This is a genomic window from Alloyangia pacifica, assembly GCF_020524285.1.
Lineage (GTDB): Bacteria > Pseudomonadota > Alphaproteobacteria > Rhodobacterales > Rhodobacteraceae > Salipiger > Salipiger pacificus_B.
This window is the reverse complement of record NZ_JAIVKX010000002.1, coordinates 377,346-391,582: the sequence shown is the minus strand read 5'-3', so window position 1 is coordinate 391,582 and position 14,237 is coordinate 377,346. Positions and strand designations below refer to the sequence as shown.

Genomic DNA, 14,237 nt, shown 5'->3' with positions numbered 1-14,237 from the left:
TCAGCGCTCCTTACGCGCGAAGAGACGCGCCACAACAATCACGATCACCGTGGCCACAAGCGCCAGGGCGATGGTCTTCTTCATTTCCCAGGGGCCGAATTCGAGGTCGTCGAAGATCGCGGCGCGGGTGGCCTTGCGCATGCTGTCGACCTCGGGGTCGGTGGCCATCAACCAGCCGACGCAGGCGTACCAGATGATCAACTGGATGCCGAAGATGGTGGAGGGCAGGGCGAAAAGCAGCTGCTTCCACAGCGCCGGGCGGGTGAGCTGTGACAGGTGCCGTACGTAGGCCGACCAGATCGCCACCATGATGACGATGAAGCTCAGGTTCATCAGCGTCTTGAGGATCCAAAGGTTGTGCAGCCCGTTGGGACTGGACGAGCCCTCGTCGGCAGCGATCGAGGTCAGCGCGTAGTCGAGCGTCACGTCCCAGCACAGCAGCACGAAGGGGAAGAACAGCCAGACCAGCGCGATGATGTCGACGATCAGCCGCTTCCGCTTCTCGAAGTTGTCGTAGAAGATGTCGACCCGCACGTGGCTGCCGGTGGTCACCGCATAGGCGATGCCGACCAGCACGGCGACGCCGTAGAGCCACCATTGCAGGTCATCGAGCCAGGCCTGGTTGTGGCCCGCGCCGCGCAGCAGCACCTGCGCGCAGATGGCGATCATCAGGATCGGGAACAGCCAGGCGACGAGGTTGGACAGATGCACGATGAACCTGTCGCCCCGGTTCTGGTCCTTGCGTCCGATCTCTCCGGGGTCGGAGATGGCGACCTTGAAATCCTCCACGGGCCTTGTCCTTTGTATTGCCTGCCATGCGGAATCTTGTGGGAAGCGCGCCGCGGCCTGCCGGCTCGTGCGACGCGAAAACGGCGCGCCCCCGAAGGTTCTGGCGCGCCGGAGGGGCCGGGCCCGAAAGCCCGGCGATCAGCCGTTTTGCCTCAGGTCCCGGATCAGTTCCAAGGGCGCGGCAGGTAGATGTTGTTGAACCAGGTCTTGTAGCCCTCGCGGAACTCGCTGAGGTCGGCCCAGGCCTTGGCGAACATCTCGTCCTCGGCCTTCAGCTCTTCCACCACCTCGAGCCAGGCAGCCTCGAATTCCTTGAGCTGCTCGGGGGTCCAGTTCTTGATCGTCACGCCATGCTCTTCGACGTTCTCGACCATGGCCGGGAAGTTCTTGGCTTCGCCTTCGGCGAAGTTGTCGGTGAGGTTGGCCATGCAGGCGATCTCGATCTGCTTCTGGCTGCGCTCGTCCAGCTCTTCCCAGCGATCCTTGTTGATCAGCAGCTCGAACATGGTGGCGGGCTGGTGCCAGCCGGGGAAGTAGTTGTACTTGGCGATGTTGTAGAAGCCGAGGTTGGCATCGACGATCGGCATCGAGAATTCGGTGGCGTCGATCGCGCCGCGCTCGAGCGCCGGGAAGATGTCGCCCGCGCCGAGCAGCGAGGTCGAGACACCGAGCTTCTGCATCACCTCGGCGCCGAGGCCGAAGAAGCGCATGTTGAGGCCCTTGAGGTCGTCGAGCGAGGTGATCTCCTGCTTGAACCAGCCCGAGGTCTCGGGGGCGTAGGAGCCGCAGAGCACCACGTGCACGTTGTAGCCGTTGGTGTCGTACATCTCCTGGAACAGCGTCATGCCGTCATCGTAGAGCATCCAGGCCAGCATCTCGCCCGGCTCGGGGCCGAAGGGCACCGCGGCGAAAAGACCGGCGGCCGGCATCTTGCCCTGCCAGTAGCCCGAGGTCGAATAGGCCGCATCCACCGAGCCGTTCGACACCGCGTCGAGCATCTCCAGCGACGGCACCAGCTCGCCCGGATCGAAGTGCTCGAATTCCACATCCTCGGAGATGGCGTTGATCTTGTCGACGAAGTTGACGGCGGCGGTGCCGAGGATCGGCAGGTTCTTGGAATAGCCCGAGGTCATCTCGAGCAGTTCCTGCGCCGAGGCGGCCCCCGCAAATGCGAAAGCGGCGGCCGAAACGGCCGTGAAGGTCTTGTTAATCATGGTACTCCTCCCTGTGTCGGCACCCCCTCCCAAGGGCACCGCCGGCAATTCTTGCCTGCCCGCGACGCTAGCGGAGCCTCACGGCGCTGTGAATACCCAGTTCTGCGTAGTGCGTCGCAACAAAGTTACTGACGCAGCGGCACTTACGGAAGAAATGACCCCGTCGCCCCGTACCACGCCAAGACCGCGGACCGCCGGTTTTCCACAAATATGCGGCCCGGACGCGCTCCTTGGGCCGCCCGTCCGGCAAGGGCGCTTTTCATCGTCGCCCGGCTGCGCTATGCCCGCGCGAAATGGGTCTCGGAGGCTGGCATGACCGAAGGTAAGAACGGCATCACCTATGCGGATGCAGGCGTGGATATCGATGCGGGCAACGCACTGGTGGAGCGGATCAAACCGGCTGCCAAGCGCACCAACCGCAGCGGCACGATGTCGGGTCTGGGCGGCTTCGGCGCGCTCTTCGACCTGAAGGGCGCGGGCTACGAGGATCCGATCCTCGTTGCGGCGACCGACGGCGTGGGCACCAAGCTGCGCATCGCCATCGACACCGGGCACGTTGACGGCGTCGGCATCGACCTCGTCGCCATGTGCGTCAACGATCTGGTGTGCCAAGGCGCCGAGCCGCTGTTCTTCCTCGACTATTTTGCCACCGGCAAGCTCGACACCGACAGCGCCGCGCGGGTCATCGAAGGCATCGCCGAGGGTTGCGTGCGCTCGGGCTGCGCGCTGATCGGCGGCGAGACCGCCGAGATGCCGGGCATGTACCCGGCGGGCGATTTCGACCTCGCGGGCTTTGCCGTGGGCGCCATGGAGCGCGGCACCGACCTGCCGAAGGACGTGGTTGCGGGCGACGTGCTGCTGGGTCTGGCTTCGGATGGCGTGCATTCGAACGGCTACAGCCTCGTGCGCAAGCTGGTCGAGGTCTCGGGGCTTGGCTGGGACGCCGACTGCCCCTGGGCCGAGGGCTCGCTTGGCGAGGTGCTGCTGACCCCGACGCGGCTCTACGTAAAGCAGGCGCTGGCGGCGGTGCGCGCCGGCGGCGTGCATGCGCTGGCGCATATCACCGGCGGCGGCCTCACCGAGAACCTGCCGCGCGTTCTACCCGAGGGCTGCGGCGCGAGCATCGACCTAGGCTCCTGGGAGCTTCCGGCGATCTTCGGCTGGATGTCCGAGGTCGGCGGCATGTCCGAGGCCGAGATGCTGAAGACCTTCAACTGCGGCGTCGGCATGATCCTGTCGGTCTCGGCGGATCGCGCCGAGGCGCTGAAGGCGCTGCTCGAAGCAGAAGGCGAAACCGTCTACACGCTCGGCACCGTGACCGAAGGGCAGGGCGTCTCCTACGAGGGCAGCCTGAAGTGAAACGCGTCGCGATCTTCATCTCGGGCGGCGGCTCCAACATGGTGACGCTGGCCGAGAGCATGACCGGAGATCACCCGGCCCGCCCGGTTCTGGTACTTTCGAACAATGCCGATGCCGGCGGGCTGAAGAAGGCCGAGGCGATGGGCATCCCCACCGCCGTCGTCGACCACCGTCCGTTCAAGGGCGACCGGCCCGGCTTCGAGGCGGCGCTGCAGGCGGAACTGGACAAGGCGCAGCCCGACATCCTCTGCCTCGCGGGGTTCATGCGGGTGCTCACCGCGGGCTTCGTCGAGCCGTGGAAGGGGCGGATGCTGAACATCCACCCCTCGCTGCTGCCGAAGTATCGCGGGCTGCACACCCATGCGCGGGCGCTGGAAGCCGGTGACGCCGAGCACGGCTGCACCGTGCACGAGGTCACGCCCGAACTGGACGACGGCCCGCTGCTGGGACAGGCACGCGTGCCGGTGCGCGAAGGCGATACGCCCGACACGCTGGCCGCGCGCGTGCTGGAGATGGAGCACAAGCTCTACCCGGCGGTGCTGCGCCGCTTCGCCGCGGGCGACAAGACGCCCGTATTGCTGCCTTAACGCAGGCTCTGGTGGCTGGCGGCATTGCCGTGCCACTCGAGCGGCGCCCCGTCCGTTTCGGGTGCGGTCAGCGCGGGAAGTCCCAGCAGCGCCAGCAGCGCAATGGCGGCCCAGAGGGACACGGTGCCGCCGTGCGCGCTGGGGCGATGTGTGTAGCTGTAAGCAAGATCGAGGGTGGCCATGGGAGGGGCTCCTGGAAGGTGTATCTGGAGAGTTGAACGTGCTCCCAAGATAGCCCCTGCAGACCCTTCGCGAAAACGAATGCTTGTAGGGCACCCCATCACGGCTTGTGATGACTCATCTCAAGCTCTGCTGCAAAGGTGACATGCACGCAACCTCGGGCCTGCGAAATGGCCGGTCGGGCACGCTTTCCGCTGCTGCCGCTTTGAACTTCACGCGCCGAAGGTGTAGGAGGCGCGATAACCAAGAGAAACAAGAACACCCGGTGCACGAATGAAGACATTGACCAAGACCGAAGAGCTTGCGGAGTTCTGCGCCGAAGCCGCGAGCGCGCCTTATGTGACCGTGGACACCGAGTTCCTGCGCGAGCGGACCTACTACTCCAAGCTCTGCCTGATCCAGCTGGCAATCCCCGGCAAGGGCGAAGAAAACGCCGTGCTGGTCGATCCGCTGGTCGACGGGCTGTCGCTCGAGCCGCTGATGGAGCTGTTCCGCAACACCGCGGTGGTCAAGGTCTTCCACGCCGCGCGCCAAGATCTGGAGATCTTCTTCGTCGACCACGGGGTGATCCCCGAGCCGCTCTTCGACACGCAGGTCGCCGCGATGGTCTGCGGCTTCGGCGAGCAGGTGGGCTACGAGACGCTGGTCAAGCGCATCGCCAAGCAGCAGCTCGACAAGAGCTCGCGCTTCACCGACTGGTCGCGCCGTCCACTGACCGAGGCGCAGAAGAAATACGCGCTGGCCGACGTGACGCACCTGCGGGTGATCTACGAATTCCTTTCCGCCAAGCTCGAGGAAACCGGGCGCGCGCATTGGGTCGGCGAGGAGCTCGCCACGCTGACCGACCCCGAGACCTACATCACCCGCCCCGACGAGGCCTGGCTGCGGGTGCGCACCCGCTCGTCGAGCCCGCGCTTCCTGGCGATCGTGCGCGCTCTGGCGGCCTTCCGCGAGGATTACGCGCAGTCGCGCAACATCCCCCGCAACCGGGTTTTCAAGGATGACGCGCTGGCCGAGCTGGCCTCGACCAAGCCGGTCACCATGGAAGACCTCGGCCGCTCGCGCCTGCTGCTGCGCGAGGCCCGCAAGGGCCCCATTGCCGAGGGCATCCTCGAGGCGGTGAAGACCGGGCAGGAAACCCCCAAGGAAGACCTGCCGAAGGTCGACGACAGCCGCGACCAACTGCAGGTGAACCCGGCGCTCGCGGACCTGCTGCGGGTGCTGCTCAAGGCCAAGACGGAAAGCTCGGGTGTTGCCTCGAAGCTGATCGCCCCCGCCGCCGAGCTGGATGCCATTGCCGCGGGCCAGCGCGACGTGAAGGCGCTGAGCGGCTGGCGCCGCGAGGTCTTCGGTGCCGACGCGCTGCGGCTCTGCGCCGGCGAGATCGCCCTCGCGGCAAAGGGCAAGTCGGTCGAAGTCATCGAGATCTGAGGCCCACAGCGGGAACAAGAACAAAGGGCGTCGCTGCGAAGCGACGCCCTTTCTCTTTGAGTCACCTCTCTTCGAAGAGAGGTGCAACGTCCTTCGAAGAACCTTGCCTCAGCGGCTGACGCTCTGCGAATTGCGCAGCCCTTCGACGCGCAGCGCGCGGTAGGGAGCGAGGTCCTTGTCGCTCATCCACTTGGCGACGGTGACCGTGCGCGCCGCCTGGGTCCCGGCGCCGGGCCCTTCTACCTGCAGCGCCATCAGGCGGAAGGCAAGGGTGCCGGTGTCCTCGGATCCCGCGATCGGCACGAGGCGCACGTCAAACGGACCGGGGAAATCGGCCACACCGGTCACGCGGACGATGAAGCCGCCCGGCCGGCGCTCGAGCAGCAGCTCGGTGATCATGCCGATCGGCTTGCCCTGGTATTCGTCTTCCTTGCTGGAGAAGAAGCTCGCCGTCGCCGAGCGCTGCGGGATCAGCGGATTGCCGGCACCTGTCTCGGTGCTCACCGACGCGCCTTCGTCCTGGCCGACGCAGCCGGCGAGCGCGAGAGCCGAAATCATGACGACCGAAACGGGTTTGTACATTGGGTGACGTGCCTCTGCCTGTGTTGCTCATCGGGTTAGCGTATCGGGCCCGCATTGAAAAGCATGCATTGCCGGGTCTGGACCTTTGCCGCGCGCGCCCCTACGAGTGAAGACCGATCAGACCCGCGCCCGGCCCCCGGGGCCGCGCGGCGCGGTGGAACAAGCAGGAGCACAGATGGCACAGGCAGGGTTCGAGGAACTGGTCGAGGATTTCGAGTTCCTCGAGGATTGGGAAGACCGCTACCGCACGGTGATCGAACTGGGCAAGGCCATGGACCCGCTGCCCGAGGCGCTGAAGGTGCCCGCCACCAAGGTCGAGGGCTGCGCCAGCCAGGTCTGGCTGCACCTCACCTGGGAGGGCGGCAAGCTACATTTCGAGGGCGAGAGCGACGCGATGATCGTGCGCGGGCTGATCGCCGTGCTGCACCGGCTCTACGACGGGCTGACCGCAAGCGAGGTCGCGGCGATCGACGCCCGCGCCGAGCTGGGCCGGCTCGGGCTCAACGAACATCTTTCCGCACAGCGCTCCAATGGCTTGCGCGCCATGGTCGAGCGGATCCAGCAGCAGGCGGCGGCCGCCGCCTAGGCCGTTTCGGCACGTCGCGGCAGGCGCAAAGCGCTATACATCTGCCTGCCTCTGGCTTAGAACCCCTTTTAACCGGAATGACTTGAACGGGCAGAACCAACATGTCTGAAGAATTCGAACTCGACACCGACGACCTGCAGCGCCGCATGGATGGCGCCATGGCCAACCTGCGCACGGAATTCGCCTCGCTGCGGACCGGGCGCGCCTCGGCCTCGATGCTCGAGCCGGTGCAGGTCGACGCCTACGGCTCGATGACACCAATCAACCAGGTCGGCACCGTCAACGTGCCCGAGCCGCGCATGGTCACCATCAACGTGTGGGACAAGGGCCTCGTCGGCAAGGTCGAGAAGGCGATCCGCGAGAGCGGTCTCGGCATCAACCCGCAGCTCAACGGCACCATCATCATGCTGCCGATCCCCGAGCTGAACGAGGAACGCCGCCGCGATCTCACCAAGGTCGCGGGCCAATACGCCGAGCACGCCCGCGTTTCGATCCGCAACGTGCGCCGGGACGGCATGGACCAGATCAAGAAGGCCAAGGCCGACGGCATGTCCGAGGACGACCAGAAGCTCTGGGAATCCGAGGTCCAGGAGATGACCGACAGCTACATCAAGAAGGTCGACGCCGCGCTGGAGACCAAGCAGGAAGAGATCATGCAGGTCTGAGGCGGAAACGCCCAAGCGAGGAGGGCCTATGCCCAAACCGATCCGAGACGGCAAAGGCCCGCGCCACGTGGCCATCATCATGGACGGCAATGGCCGTTGGGCGACCCAGAGGGGACGCCCGCGGCTCTTCGGCCACCATGCCGGTGCCAAGCGGGTGCGCGAGATCGTCGAAGCCTGCCCCGACGTCGGGGTGAAGTACCTGACGATCTTCGCCTTCTCGACCGAGAACTGGAAGCGCACACAGACCGAGGTGGCGGGGCTGATGAGCTTGTTCCGCCGCTACATCCAGAAAGAGGCGCGTGCGCTCTTTGCCGAGAACGTGCGGGTGCGCTTCATCGGTGACCGGGTGAAGCTCGACAAGAAGCTGATCACGCTGATGGACGAGCTCGAGGTGATGACCGCGGGCTGCACCGGGGTGAACCTGACCATCGCCATCAACTATGGCGGCCGCGACGAGGTCGCCCGCGCGACGCAACGGCTGGCGCAGGACGTGGCCGCGGGCCGGCTCTGCCCCGATGACGTGAACGAAGAGACCTTGCCGAAATACCTTGATACCTGCGTGCTGCCCGATCCGGACCTGGTGATCCGCACCTCGGGCGAGGCGCGCATCTCGAACTTCCTGCTCTGGCAATCCGCCTATGCCGAGTACGAGTTCGTCGACACCCTCTGGCCGGATTTCTCGGCCGCGGAATTCTCGTCCCTGATCGGAAGCTACGGGCTGCGAGAGCGGCGCTACGGCGGTGTGAAGGCATGACCTCGGCACGCTGGAGCGACCTCGGGCCGCGCATGGCGTCGGCGGCGGTGCTGATCGTCGTCGCGCTGGTCTGCGTCTGGCTGGGCGGCATCTGGTGGCGGCTCGCCATCTCGCTGGCCTGCGGCGGCATGGTCTGGGAACTGGTGAACATGGTCGACACCAACCGCGGCAAGTCGGCCCGCATCCTCGCGGTGCTCGCCGGGGTGTGCGCGCTGGCATCGGTCTACCTGCCGCCGGCCTTCGCCCTGCCGCTGCTGCTGCTGCCCTCGATGGCCGGCTTCGGCCAGATGGAGCGGGGCGGGGTGACCTACGCGGTCTTCACCGCGATGATCATGCTCGCGGGCTACGGCATCATGTCGCTGCGCGCCGACTTCGGCCTGACCTGGATGCTGTGGATGGTGACCGTGGTCGTTGTGACCGATGTTGCGGGCTATTTCGCCGGCCGCGCCATCGGCGGGCCGAAGCTCTGGCCGCGTGTCAGCCCCAAGAAGACATGGTCCGGCGCCTCGGCGGGCTGGATCGGGGCGGGAATCGTTGGCGCGCTCTTCGCCTTGCTGTCGCGCGAGGCGGGCTTTGGGCTGATCGGTGTCTCGGTCGCGATCTCCATGGCGAGCCAGATCGGCGATATCGCCGAAAGCTCGATCAAGCGCCGCGCCGGGGTAAAGGACAGCTCGAACCTGCTGCCGGGCCACGGTGGCCTGCTCGACCGCTTCGACGGCATGCTCGGCGCCGCGCTCTTCCTGCTGATCGCCGGGCAGATCGTCGACTTCCCGCCCGGGGTGGAATGAGACGAGAAAATGAGACGCATTTCCATTTTCGGTGCGACCGGCTCCATCGGTCAGAACACGCTCGACCTCATCGCCCGCGACCCCGAGACCTATCATGTCGTCGCTCTGACAGGCGGCAAGAACGTGGCGCAACTGGCTAAGGACGCATGGAAATTCGGCGCCGAGCTGGCGGTGACCGCCGATCCCGCGCTGCTGCCGGAACTGCGCGCGCGGCTGGCCGGATCGTCGGTGGAGGCCGCCGCGGGTCCCGAGGCGATTGTCGAGGCCGCGAGCCGTCAGGCGGATTGGGTCATGTCGGCCATCGTTGGCGCGGCCGGGCTGGCCCCGGGGCTTCGGGCGCTCGAGAAAGGCGCGACGCTGGCGCTGGCGAACAAGGAAAGCATGGTCTGCGCCGGGCCATTGGTTCTGCACACCGCGCAGGCCCATGGCGGGCGGGTGCTGCCGGTGGACAGCGAGCATTCCGCGGTCTTCCAGGCGCTGATCGGCGAGGAGATGAGCCGCGTCGAGCGGGTGATCATCACCGCCTCGGGCGGCGCTTTCCGCGACTGGCCGATCGAGCAACTGGCCCAGGCCACGCCTGAACAGGCCGCCACCCATCCCAACTGGGACATGGGCCAGCGGATCACCATCGACTCCGCGTCGATGTTCAACAAGGCGCTGGAAGTCATTGAGACCAAGGAATTCTTCGACCTCGAGCCCCAGAAGATCGAGGTCGTCGTCCATCCCGAGAGCATGATCCACGCGCTGGTCGGCTTCTGCGACGGCGCGCTCATGGCGCATCTCGGACCGCCGGACATGCGCCATGCCATCGGCTTTGCGCTGAACCACCCGCAGCGCGGCGCGCTGCCGGTGGAGCGGCTCGATCTGGTGAAGCTCTCGCAGCTCACCTTCCGCGCCGCCTGCGAGACCCGCTGGCCGGCGCTGCGGTTGGCGCGCGAGGTGATGGCGGCGGGCGGGCTCTCCGGTGCCGTGTTCAACGCCGCCAAGGAGCAGGCGCTCGACGACTTTATCGCGAAACGCATCGGCTTCCAGGACATGGCGGTGATCGTCGAACAGACGCTGGAGCGGCTTTCGGCGGAGAATGCCGTCACAACCGCCGAGATCACCCTTGATAACGTCCTTGCCGCTGACCATCTCGCACGGAGGACCGCGCGCGAGCTGATGCTGCAGCATCACTGAGGCTGACCCTCGCGCGCCGGTGACTCGGCCCGCCACGGGACAAGAAGAAACGAGATGAAAGGGCAGGGCCTTTGGAGATCACCCAGCTGATTCCGCAGTTTGGAAGCGTTATCTGGACGCTCCTTGCATTTGTCATCGCGCTGTCGGTGATCGTCGCGATCCACGAATACGGGCATTACATCGTCGGCCGCTGGTCCGGCATTCACGCCGATGTCTTTTCGCTGGGCTTCGGCCCGGTGCTCTTCAGCCGGACCGACAAGCGCGGCACCCGCTGGCAGATCGCCGCGCTGCCCTTCGGCGGGTACGTGAAGTTCAAGGGCGACGACAACGCCGCCAGCGGCACCTCGGACAGCGAAGTCCTCAAGGGCATGTCCGAAGAGGAACGCCGCCAGACGATGACCGGCGCGCCGCTTTGGGCCCGCGCCGCAACCGTGGCCGCGGGACCCGTGTTCAACTTCGTGCTGACGATCGTGCTGTTCACCGGCATTTTCATGGTGCAGGGGCAGGTGTCCGAGCCGCTCACCGTCGGCGAACTGCGCCCCATGCCAAGCGTGCAGGAGTTGCAGGACGGCGACGTGCTTCTGGAGATCGAGGGCACGCCGACCCCGTCCTTCGATGACGCCGAAGGCTTCGAAAGTTTTCTTACCAACCTGCCGCTGCAGAACGCGCTGACCTACACGGTCGAGCGAGACGGCGCGCGTCAGGATGTCAGCGGCCCCTATGTCTACCCGCCGCTGGTCTCGCAGGTCGTGCCGCGCTCGGCGGCGATCGATGCGGGCATGGAGCCCGGTGACGTGATCACCTCGATCGACGGGGTGCCGATCTTCGCTTTCGACCAGCTCAAGCAGCGGGTCGAAAGCTCTGACGGGGCAACGCTCGGCCTGGAGGTCTGGCGTGACGGCGAGATCCTCGATCTCGCGCTCACGCCCAAGCGCATCGACGAGCCGCTGCCCGATGGAGGCTACCACACGGTGTTCCGCATCGGCATCGTCGGCGGCATGTTCTTCGAGCCGGCCACCGAGACGGTTGGCCCCGTCGATGCGCTGACCGGCGCCGTGAGCCGCACCTACAGCATCGCTTCCGGCTCGCTCTCTGGCCTGTGGCACATGATCGCGGGCAATATCTCGTCGTGCAACCTCTCGGGCCCCATCGGCATCGCCGAGACCTCGGGCGCCATGGCCTCGCAGGGCGGGCAGAGCTTCCTGACCTTCATCGCGGTGCTATCGACCGCGGTGGGCCTGCTGAACCTCTTCCCCGTGCCCGTGCTCGATGGCGGTCATCTGGTGTTCTTCGGCTACGAAGCTGTGACCGGCAAGCCGCCCTCGGAGCGGGCGCTCCGCGCGCTGATGTCTGCCGGGCTGGTGCTGATCCTCGGCATGATGGTCTTTGCGCTGACCAACGACATCTTCTGCCCCTGACGACGGAGTGCGGGACAAACACTTGCACCGGGCGGAAAAAATTGCCGCCCGGTCGGGTTTGCCAAAGATCCGCCATGATATCCGCCTATCCCGTTCCCCGATCTCTTAAATATCGGGGGACCGGATGCAGAGCTTTCAACATGGATATCGCAGCCTCGGGCTGCTGCTGGCGATCAACGCGGACCGGCTGTTCTTTGGCGCCGTGATCTTTGCCGCGTTGTATTTTGGCGCTTTCCTGGGAACTCTTTGAGCCGTCGCAGTTTCGTCTTTTGACAAGAAGACCTCCACCCGCTACTCACTTTAAAAAAAAGTATTTGGCGGAGTGGACAGCGAGCATGAGCATCGAGCAGAAGTCGGGCAGGGCCCGCGGCAAAACTTACGCACATCGCGCAGGTGTTTCGGCGCTTGCGCTGTCGCTTGCGGCAGCAGTGGCCTTTACCACGCTGCCCGAGATGGTGCAGGCACAATCCTACGCATTCAACCAGGTGCGGATCGAGGGCAACGAGCGCATCGAATCCGGCACGATCCTGAGCTACGCGGGTATCGCCCGCGGTGAAACCGTAAGCGCCGGCGAGCTGAACGCGGCCTACCAGCGGATCGTTGAGTCCGGTCTGTTCGAGACCGTCGAGATCACGCCGCAGGGCAACACGCTGGTGATCGAGGTCACCGAATTCCCGACCGTCAACCAGATCGCCTTCGAGGGCAACCGCCGGCTGAAGGACGAGGATCTGACCTCCATCGTCCGGTCCCAGTCGCGCCGCGTCTACAGCCCGCGCCAGGCCGAGCAGGACGCGCAGTCCATCGCCGACGCCTACCTGCAGCAGGGCCGCATCGCGGCGCAGGTGACGCCGAAGCTGATCCGCCGCTCCAACAACCGCGTCGACCTCGTCTTCGAAATCTTCGAAGGCGGCGTGACCGAGATCGAGCGCATCGGCTTCGTCGGCAACCAGGCGTTCTCCGACGGCCGCCTGCGCCGCGTCATCCAGACCAAGCAGGCGGGCCTGCTGCGCGCGGTGATCCGCAGCGACACCTATATCGCCGACCGCGTCGCCTTCGACCGCCAGCTGTTGCAGGACTTCTACGCCTCGCGCGGCTACGTCGACTTCCGCGTCACCGGCGTGAACTCCGAGCTCTCCGACGCCCGCGACAGCTACGTGCTGACCTTCAACGTCGAGGAAGGGCAGAAGTTCAACTTCGGCCGCATCGGCGTGGCCAGCGAACTGCCCGAGGTCGACGTGGCGAGCTTCCGCAACGCCATCAGCCTGAAGTCCGGCAAGGCCTATTCGCCCGCCGAAGTCGACCGCGAGATCGTCCGGCTCGAGCGCCTGGCGACCAAGCAGGGGCTCAACTTCGTCCGCATCGACCCACAGGTCACCCGCAACGACCGCACGCAGACGCTGGACGTCACCTTCAACCTGACCCGCGGCCCGCGCATCTTCGTCGAGCGCATCGACATCGAGGGCAACACCACCACGCTCGACCAGGTGGTGCGTCGCGAGTTCGACACCGCCGAGGGCGACCCGTTCAACCCGCGCGCCATCCGCGAGGCCGCCGAACGCATCCGCGCGCTCGGCTACTTCTCCGATGCGCAGGTGGACGCCCGCGAAGGCTCGACCCCGCAGCAGGTCATCGTCGACGTGAACGTCACCGAGAAGCCCACCGGATCCATCGGCTTCGGCGGCTCTTACTCGACGACCGACGGGCTCGGCGCCTCGATCTCCTTCGCCGAGCAGAACTTCCTCGGCCGCGGCCAGCGCCTGTCCTTCGGCATCAACACCGCCTCGACGAACCAGAGCTACACGTTCAACTTCGTCGAGCCGGCCTTCCTTGGTCGCGACGTGGCCTTCGGCCTGGCGCTGAGCTACCGCGAGACCTCCTACGACAGCGCCGATTACGATACCGCGACTGGCATCTTCCGGCCCAGCCTGACCTTCCCGATCTCGGACTACGGCCGCCTCGGGGTCCGCTACACCTACCGCTACACCGACATCATCGACTACGATGAAGACGAGGTCGGCAACGTGGTGATCTCGGAAGCCGAGGAAGACGCGCGCAACGATCACATGCTGGGCTACACGCTCAGCTACGACACCCGCCGCGACGGTCTCGACCCCGACCGGGGCTACCTGCTGGAATTCGGTCAGGACTTCGGCGGTCTCGGCAGCGACACCAACTTCGTGCAGACCGATCTGCGCGCCGTGGCGCAGACCCTCGTCTGGAACGAGGAAGTCACCCTGCGCGCGACCTTCCAGGCCGGCGCGATCAACTACCTCGACGGCGACAGCCGCGTGACCGACCGCTACATGATGACCGAGAGCATCATGCGCGGCTTCGAATACGCCGGCATCGGCCCGCGCGAGATCAACGACGACGAGGACATCGACTCCCCGCTGGGCGGCAACTACTACGCCGCGCTGCGCCTCGATGCCGAATTCCCGCTCGGCCTGCCCGAGGAATACGGCCTCAGCGGCGGCGTCTTCTACGACATCGGCTCGATCTGGGGCCTGTCCGACGACACGCTTGCGAGCGCCGGTGACAACGAGGTTCTCTACAGCGACTTCACCGCCCGCCAGTCGATCGGTGTCTCGGTCTTCTGGGACTCTGTGCTGGGGCCGCTTCGCCTGAACTTCTCGACCCCGGTGTCGAAGGAAAAATATGACAACGAGCAGAACTTCAGCCTCTCGGTGTCGAGCACTTTCTGAGCC

15 protein-coding genes are annotated in these 14,237 nt (G+C 65.8%); 11 read left to right on the top strand and 4 right to left on the bottom strand.

Annotated elements, in window-relative coordinates; genetic code table 11:
• Together LC039_RS02755 and LC039_RS02750 are read right to left on the bottom strand one after the other, a co-directional pair.
• Complete coding sequence (locus tag LC039_RS02755) at nt 1-789, bottom strand: TRAP transporter small permease subunit (protein ID WP_226621522.1); 789 nt, start codon at nt 787-789, stop codon at nt 1-3.
• 164 nt (nt 790-953) lie between these two features.
• Nucleotides 954-2,003 (bottom strand): TRAP transporter substrate-binding protein, encoded by a 1,050-nt coding sequence (locus LC039_RS02750; RefSeq protein WP_226621521.1) that lies wholly within the window; start codon nt 2,001-2,003, stop codon nt 954-956.
• A gap of 312 nt (nt 2,004-2,315) precedes the next feature.
• On the opposite strand from LC039_RS02750, the gene purM reads away from it, so the two are divergent.
• Together purM and purN are read left to right on the top strand one after the other, a co-directional pair.
• Complete coding sequence (gene purM, locus LC039_RS02745; protein ID WP_226621520.1) at nt 2,316-3,362, top strand: phosphoribosylformylglycinamidine cyclo-ligase; 1,047 nt, start codon at nt 2,316-2,318, stop codon at nt 3,360-3,362.
• Nucleotides 3,359-3,949 (top strand): phosphoribosylglycinamide formyltransferase, encoded by a 591-nt coding sequence (gene purN, locus LC039_RS02740; protein ID WP_226621519.1) that lies wholly within the window; start codon nt 3,359-3,361, stop codon nt 3,947-3,949. The genes purM and purN overlap by 4 nt, the downstream gene beginning before the upstream one ends.
• Here the strand turns inward: purN and LC039_RS02735 are convergent.
• Complete coding sequence (locus tag LC039_RS02735) at nt 3,946-4,131, bottom strand: hypothetical protein (protein ID WP_226621518.1); 186 nt, start codon at nt 4,129-4,131, stop codon at nt 3,946-3,948. The genes purN and LC039_RS02735 overlap by 4 nt on opposite strands.
• A gap of 271 nt (nt 4,132-4,402) precedes the next feature.
• Between LC039_RS02735 and rnd the strand changes: the two genes are divergently transcribed.
• Nucleotides 4,403-5,560: a ribonuclease D gene (gene rnd, locus LC039_RS02730; protein ID WP_226621517.1), complete on the top strand. Its 1,158-nt coding sequence runs from the start codon at nt 4,403-4,405 to the stop codon at nt 5,558-5,560.
• Between the two features lie 108 nt (nt 5,561-5,668).
• On the opposite strand, the gene LC039_RS02725 is transcribed toward rnd, so the two are convergent.
• Nucleotides 5,669-6,142 carry a hypothetical protein gene (locus LC039_RS02725; protein WP_226621516.1) on the bottom strand — a complete coding sequence of 158 codons (474 nt, stop codon included), beginning with the start codon at nt 6,140-6,142 and terminating at the stop codon, nt 5,669-5,671.
• Between the two features lie 175 nt (nt 6,143-6,317).
• On the opposite strand from LC039_RS02725, the gene LC039_RS02720 reads away from it, so the two are divergent.
• The 8 genes from LC039_RS02720 (at nt 6,318) to bamA (ending at nt 14,234) form a co-directional block, all read left to right on the top strand.
• On the top strand, nt 6,318-6,728 hold the full coding sequence (locus tag LC039_RS02720; RefSeq protein ID WP_226621515.1) for a SufE family protein: 411 nt from the start codon (nt 6,318-6,320) through the stop codon (nt 6,726-6,728).
• 101 nt (nt 6,729-6,829) lie between these two features.
• Nucleotides 6,830-7,393 carry a ribosome recycling factor gene (frr, locus tag LC039_RS02715; protein WP_226621514.1) on the top strand — a complete coding sequence of 188 codons (564 nt, stop codon included), beginning with the start codon at nt 6,830-6,832 and terminating at the stop codon, nt 7,391-7,393.
• A gap of 28 nt (nt 7,394-7,421) precedes the next feature.
• On the top strand, nt 7,422-8,147 hold the full coding sequence (locus LC039_RS02710; RefSeq protein ID WP_226621513.1) for an isoprenyl transferase: 726 nt from the start codon (nt 7,422-7,424) through the stop codon (nt 8,145-8,147).
• Nucleotides 8,144-8,935: a phosphatidate cytidylyltransferase gene (locus LC039_RS02705; RefSeq protein WP_226621512.1), complete on the top strand. Its 792-nt coding sequence runs from the start codon at nt 8,144-8,146 to the stop codon at nt 8,933-8,935. The genes LC039_RS02710 and LC039_RS02705 overlap by 4 nt, the downstream gene beginning before the upstream one ends.
• 9 nt (nt 8,936-8,944) lie before the next feature.
• Nucleotides 8,945-10,114, top strand: a complete 1,170-nt coding sequence (gene dxr / locus LC039_RS02700; protein WP_226621511.1) for a 1-deoxy-D-xylulose-5-phosphate reductoisomerase — start codon at nt 8,945-8,947, stop codon at nt 10,112-10,114.
• A 71-nt stretch (nt 10,115-10,185) separates the two neighbouring features.
• The gene (rseP, locus tag LC039_RS02695; RefSeq protein ID WP_226621510.1) at nt 10,186-11,532 is read left to right on the top strand and encodes an RIP metalloprotease RseP; all 1,347 of its coding nucleotides are present in this window, start codon (nt 10,186-10,188) and stop codon (nt 11,530-11,532) included.
• A gap of 124 nt (nt 11,533-11,656) precedes the next feature.
• Nucleotides 11,657-11,782, top strand: a complete 126-nt coding sequence (locus tag LC039_RS26810) for a hypothetical protein (RefSeq protein ID WP_264179420.1) — start codon at nt 11,657-11,659, stop codon at nt 11,780-11,782.
• Nucleotides 11,783-11,867: 85 nt separating this feature from the next.
• Entirely contained in the window at nt 11,868-14,234 is a 2,367-nt protein-coding gene (gene bamA, locus LC039_RS02690; protein WP_226621509.1) for an outer membrane protein assembly factor BamA, read from the top strand.
• The last annotated feature ends 3 nt before the right edge of the window (nt 14,235-14,237 follow it).

Bases quoted from the DNA above. Each gene is read 5' to 3' on its own strand.
- frr (WP_226621514.1), top strand. From the start codon at position 6,830: ATGTCTGAAGAATTCGAACTCGACACCGACGACCTGCAGCGCCGCATG.
- purM (WP_226621520.1), top strand. From the start codon at position 2,316: ATGACCGAAGGTAAGAACGGCATCACCTATGCGGATGCAGGCGTGGAT.
- LC039_RS02710 (WP_226621513.1), top strand. From the start codon at position 7,422: ATGCCCAAACCGATCCGAGACGGCAAAGGCCCGCGCCACGTGGCCATC.
- dxr (WP_226621511.1), top strand. From the start codon at position 8,945: ATGAGACGCATTTCCATTTTCGGTGCGACCGGCTCCATCGGTCAGAAC.
- bamA (WP_226621509.1), top strand. From the start codon at position 11,868: ATGAGCATCGAGCAGAAGTCGGGCAGGGCCCGCGGCAAAACTTACGCA.
- LC039_RS02720 (WP_226621515.1), top strand. From the start codon at position 6,318: ATGGCACAGGCAGGGTTCGAGGAACTGGTCGAGGATTTCGAGTTCCTC.
- LC039_RS02705 (WP_226621512.1), top strand. From the start codon at position 8,144: ATGACCTCGGCACGCTGGAGCGACCTCGGGCCGCGCATGGCGTCGGCG.
- LC039_RS02750 (WP_226621521.1), bottom strand. From the start codon at position 2,003: ATGATTAACAAGACCTTCACGGCCGTTTCGGCCGCCGCTTTCGCATTT.
- rnd (WP_226621517.1), top strand. From the start codon at position 4,403: ATGAAGACATTGACCAAGACCGAAGAGCTTGCGGAGTTCTGCGCCGAA.
- LC039_RS26810 (WP_264179420.1), top strand. From the start codon at position 11,657: ATGCAGAGCTTTCAACATGGATATCGCAGCCTCGGGCTGCTGCTGGCG.
- LC039_RS02735 (WP_226621518.1), bottom strand. From the start codon at position 4,131: ATGGCCACCCTCGATCTTGCTTACAGCTACACACATCGCCCCAGCGCG.
- LC039_RS02725 (WP_226621516.1), bottom strand. From the start codon at position 6,142: ATGTACAAACCCGTTTCGGTCGTCATGATTTCGGCTCTCGCGCTCGCC.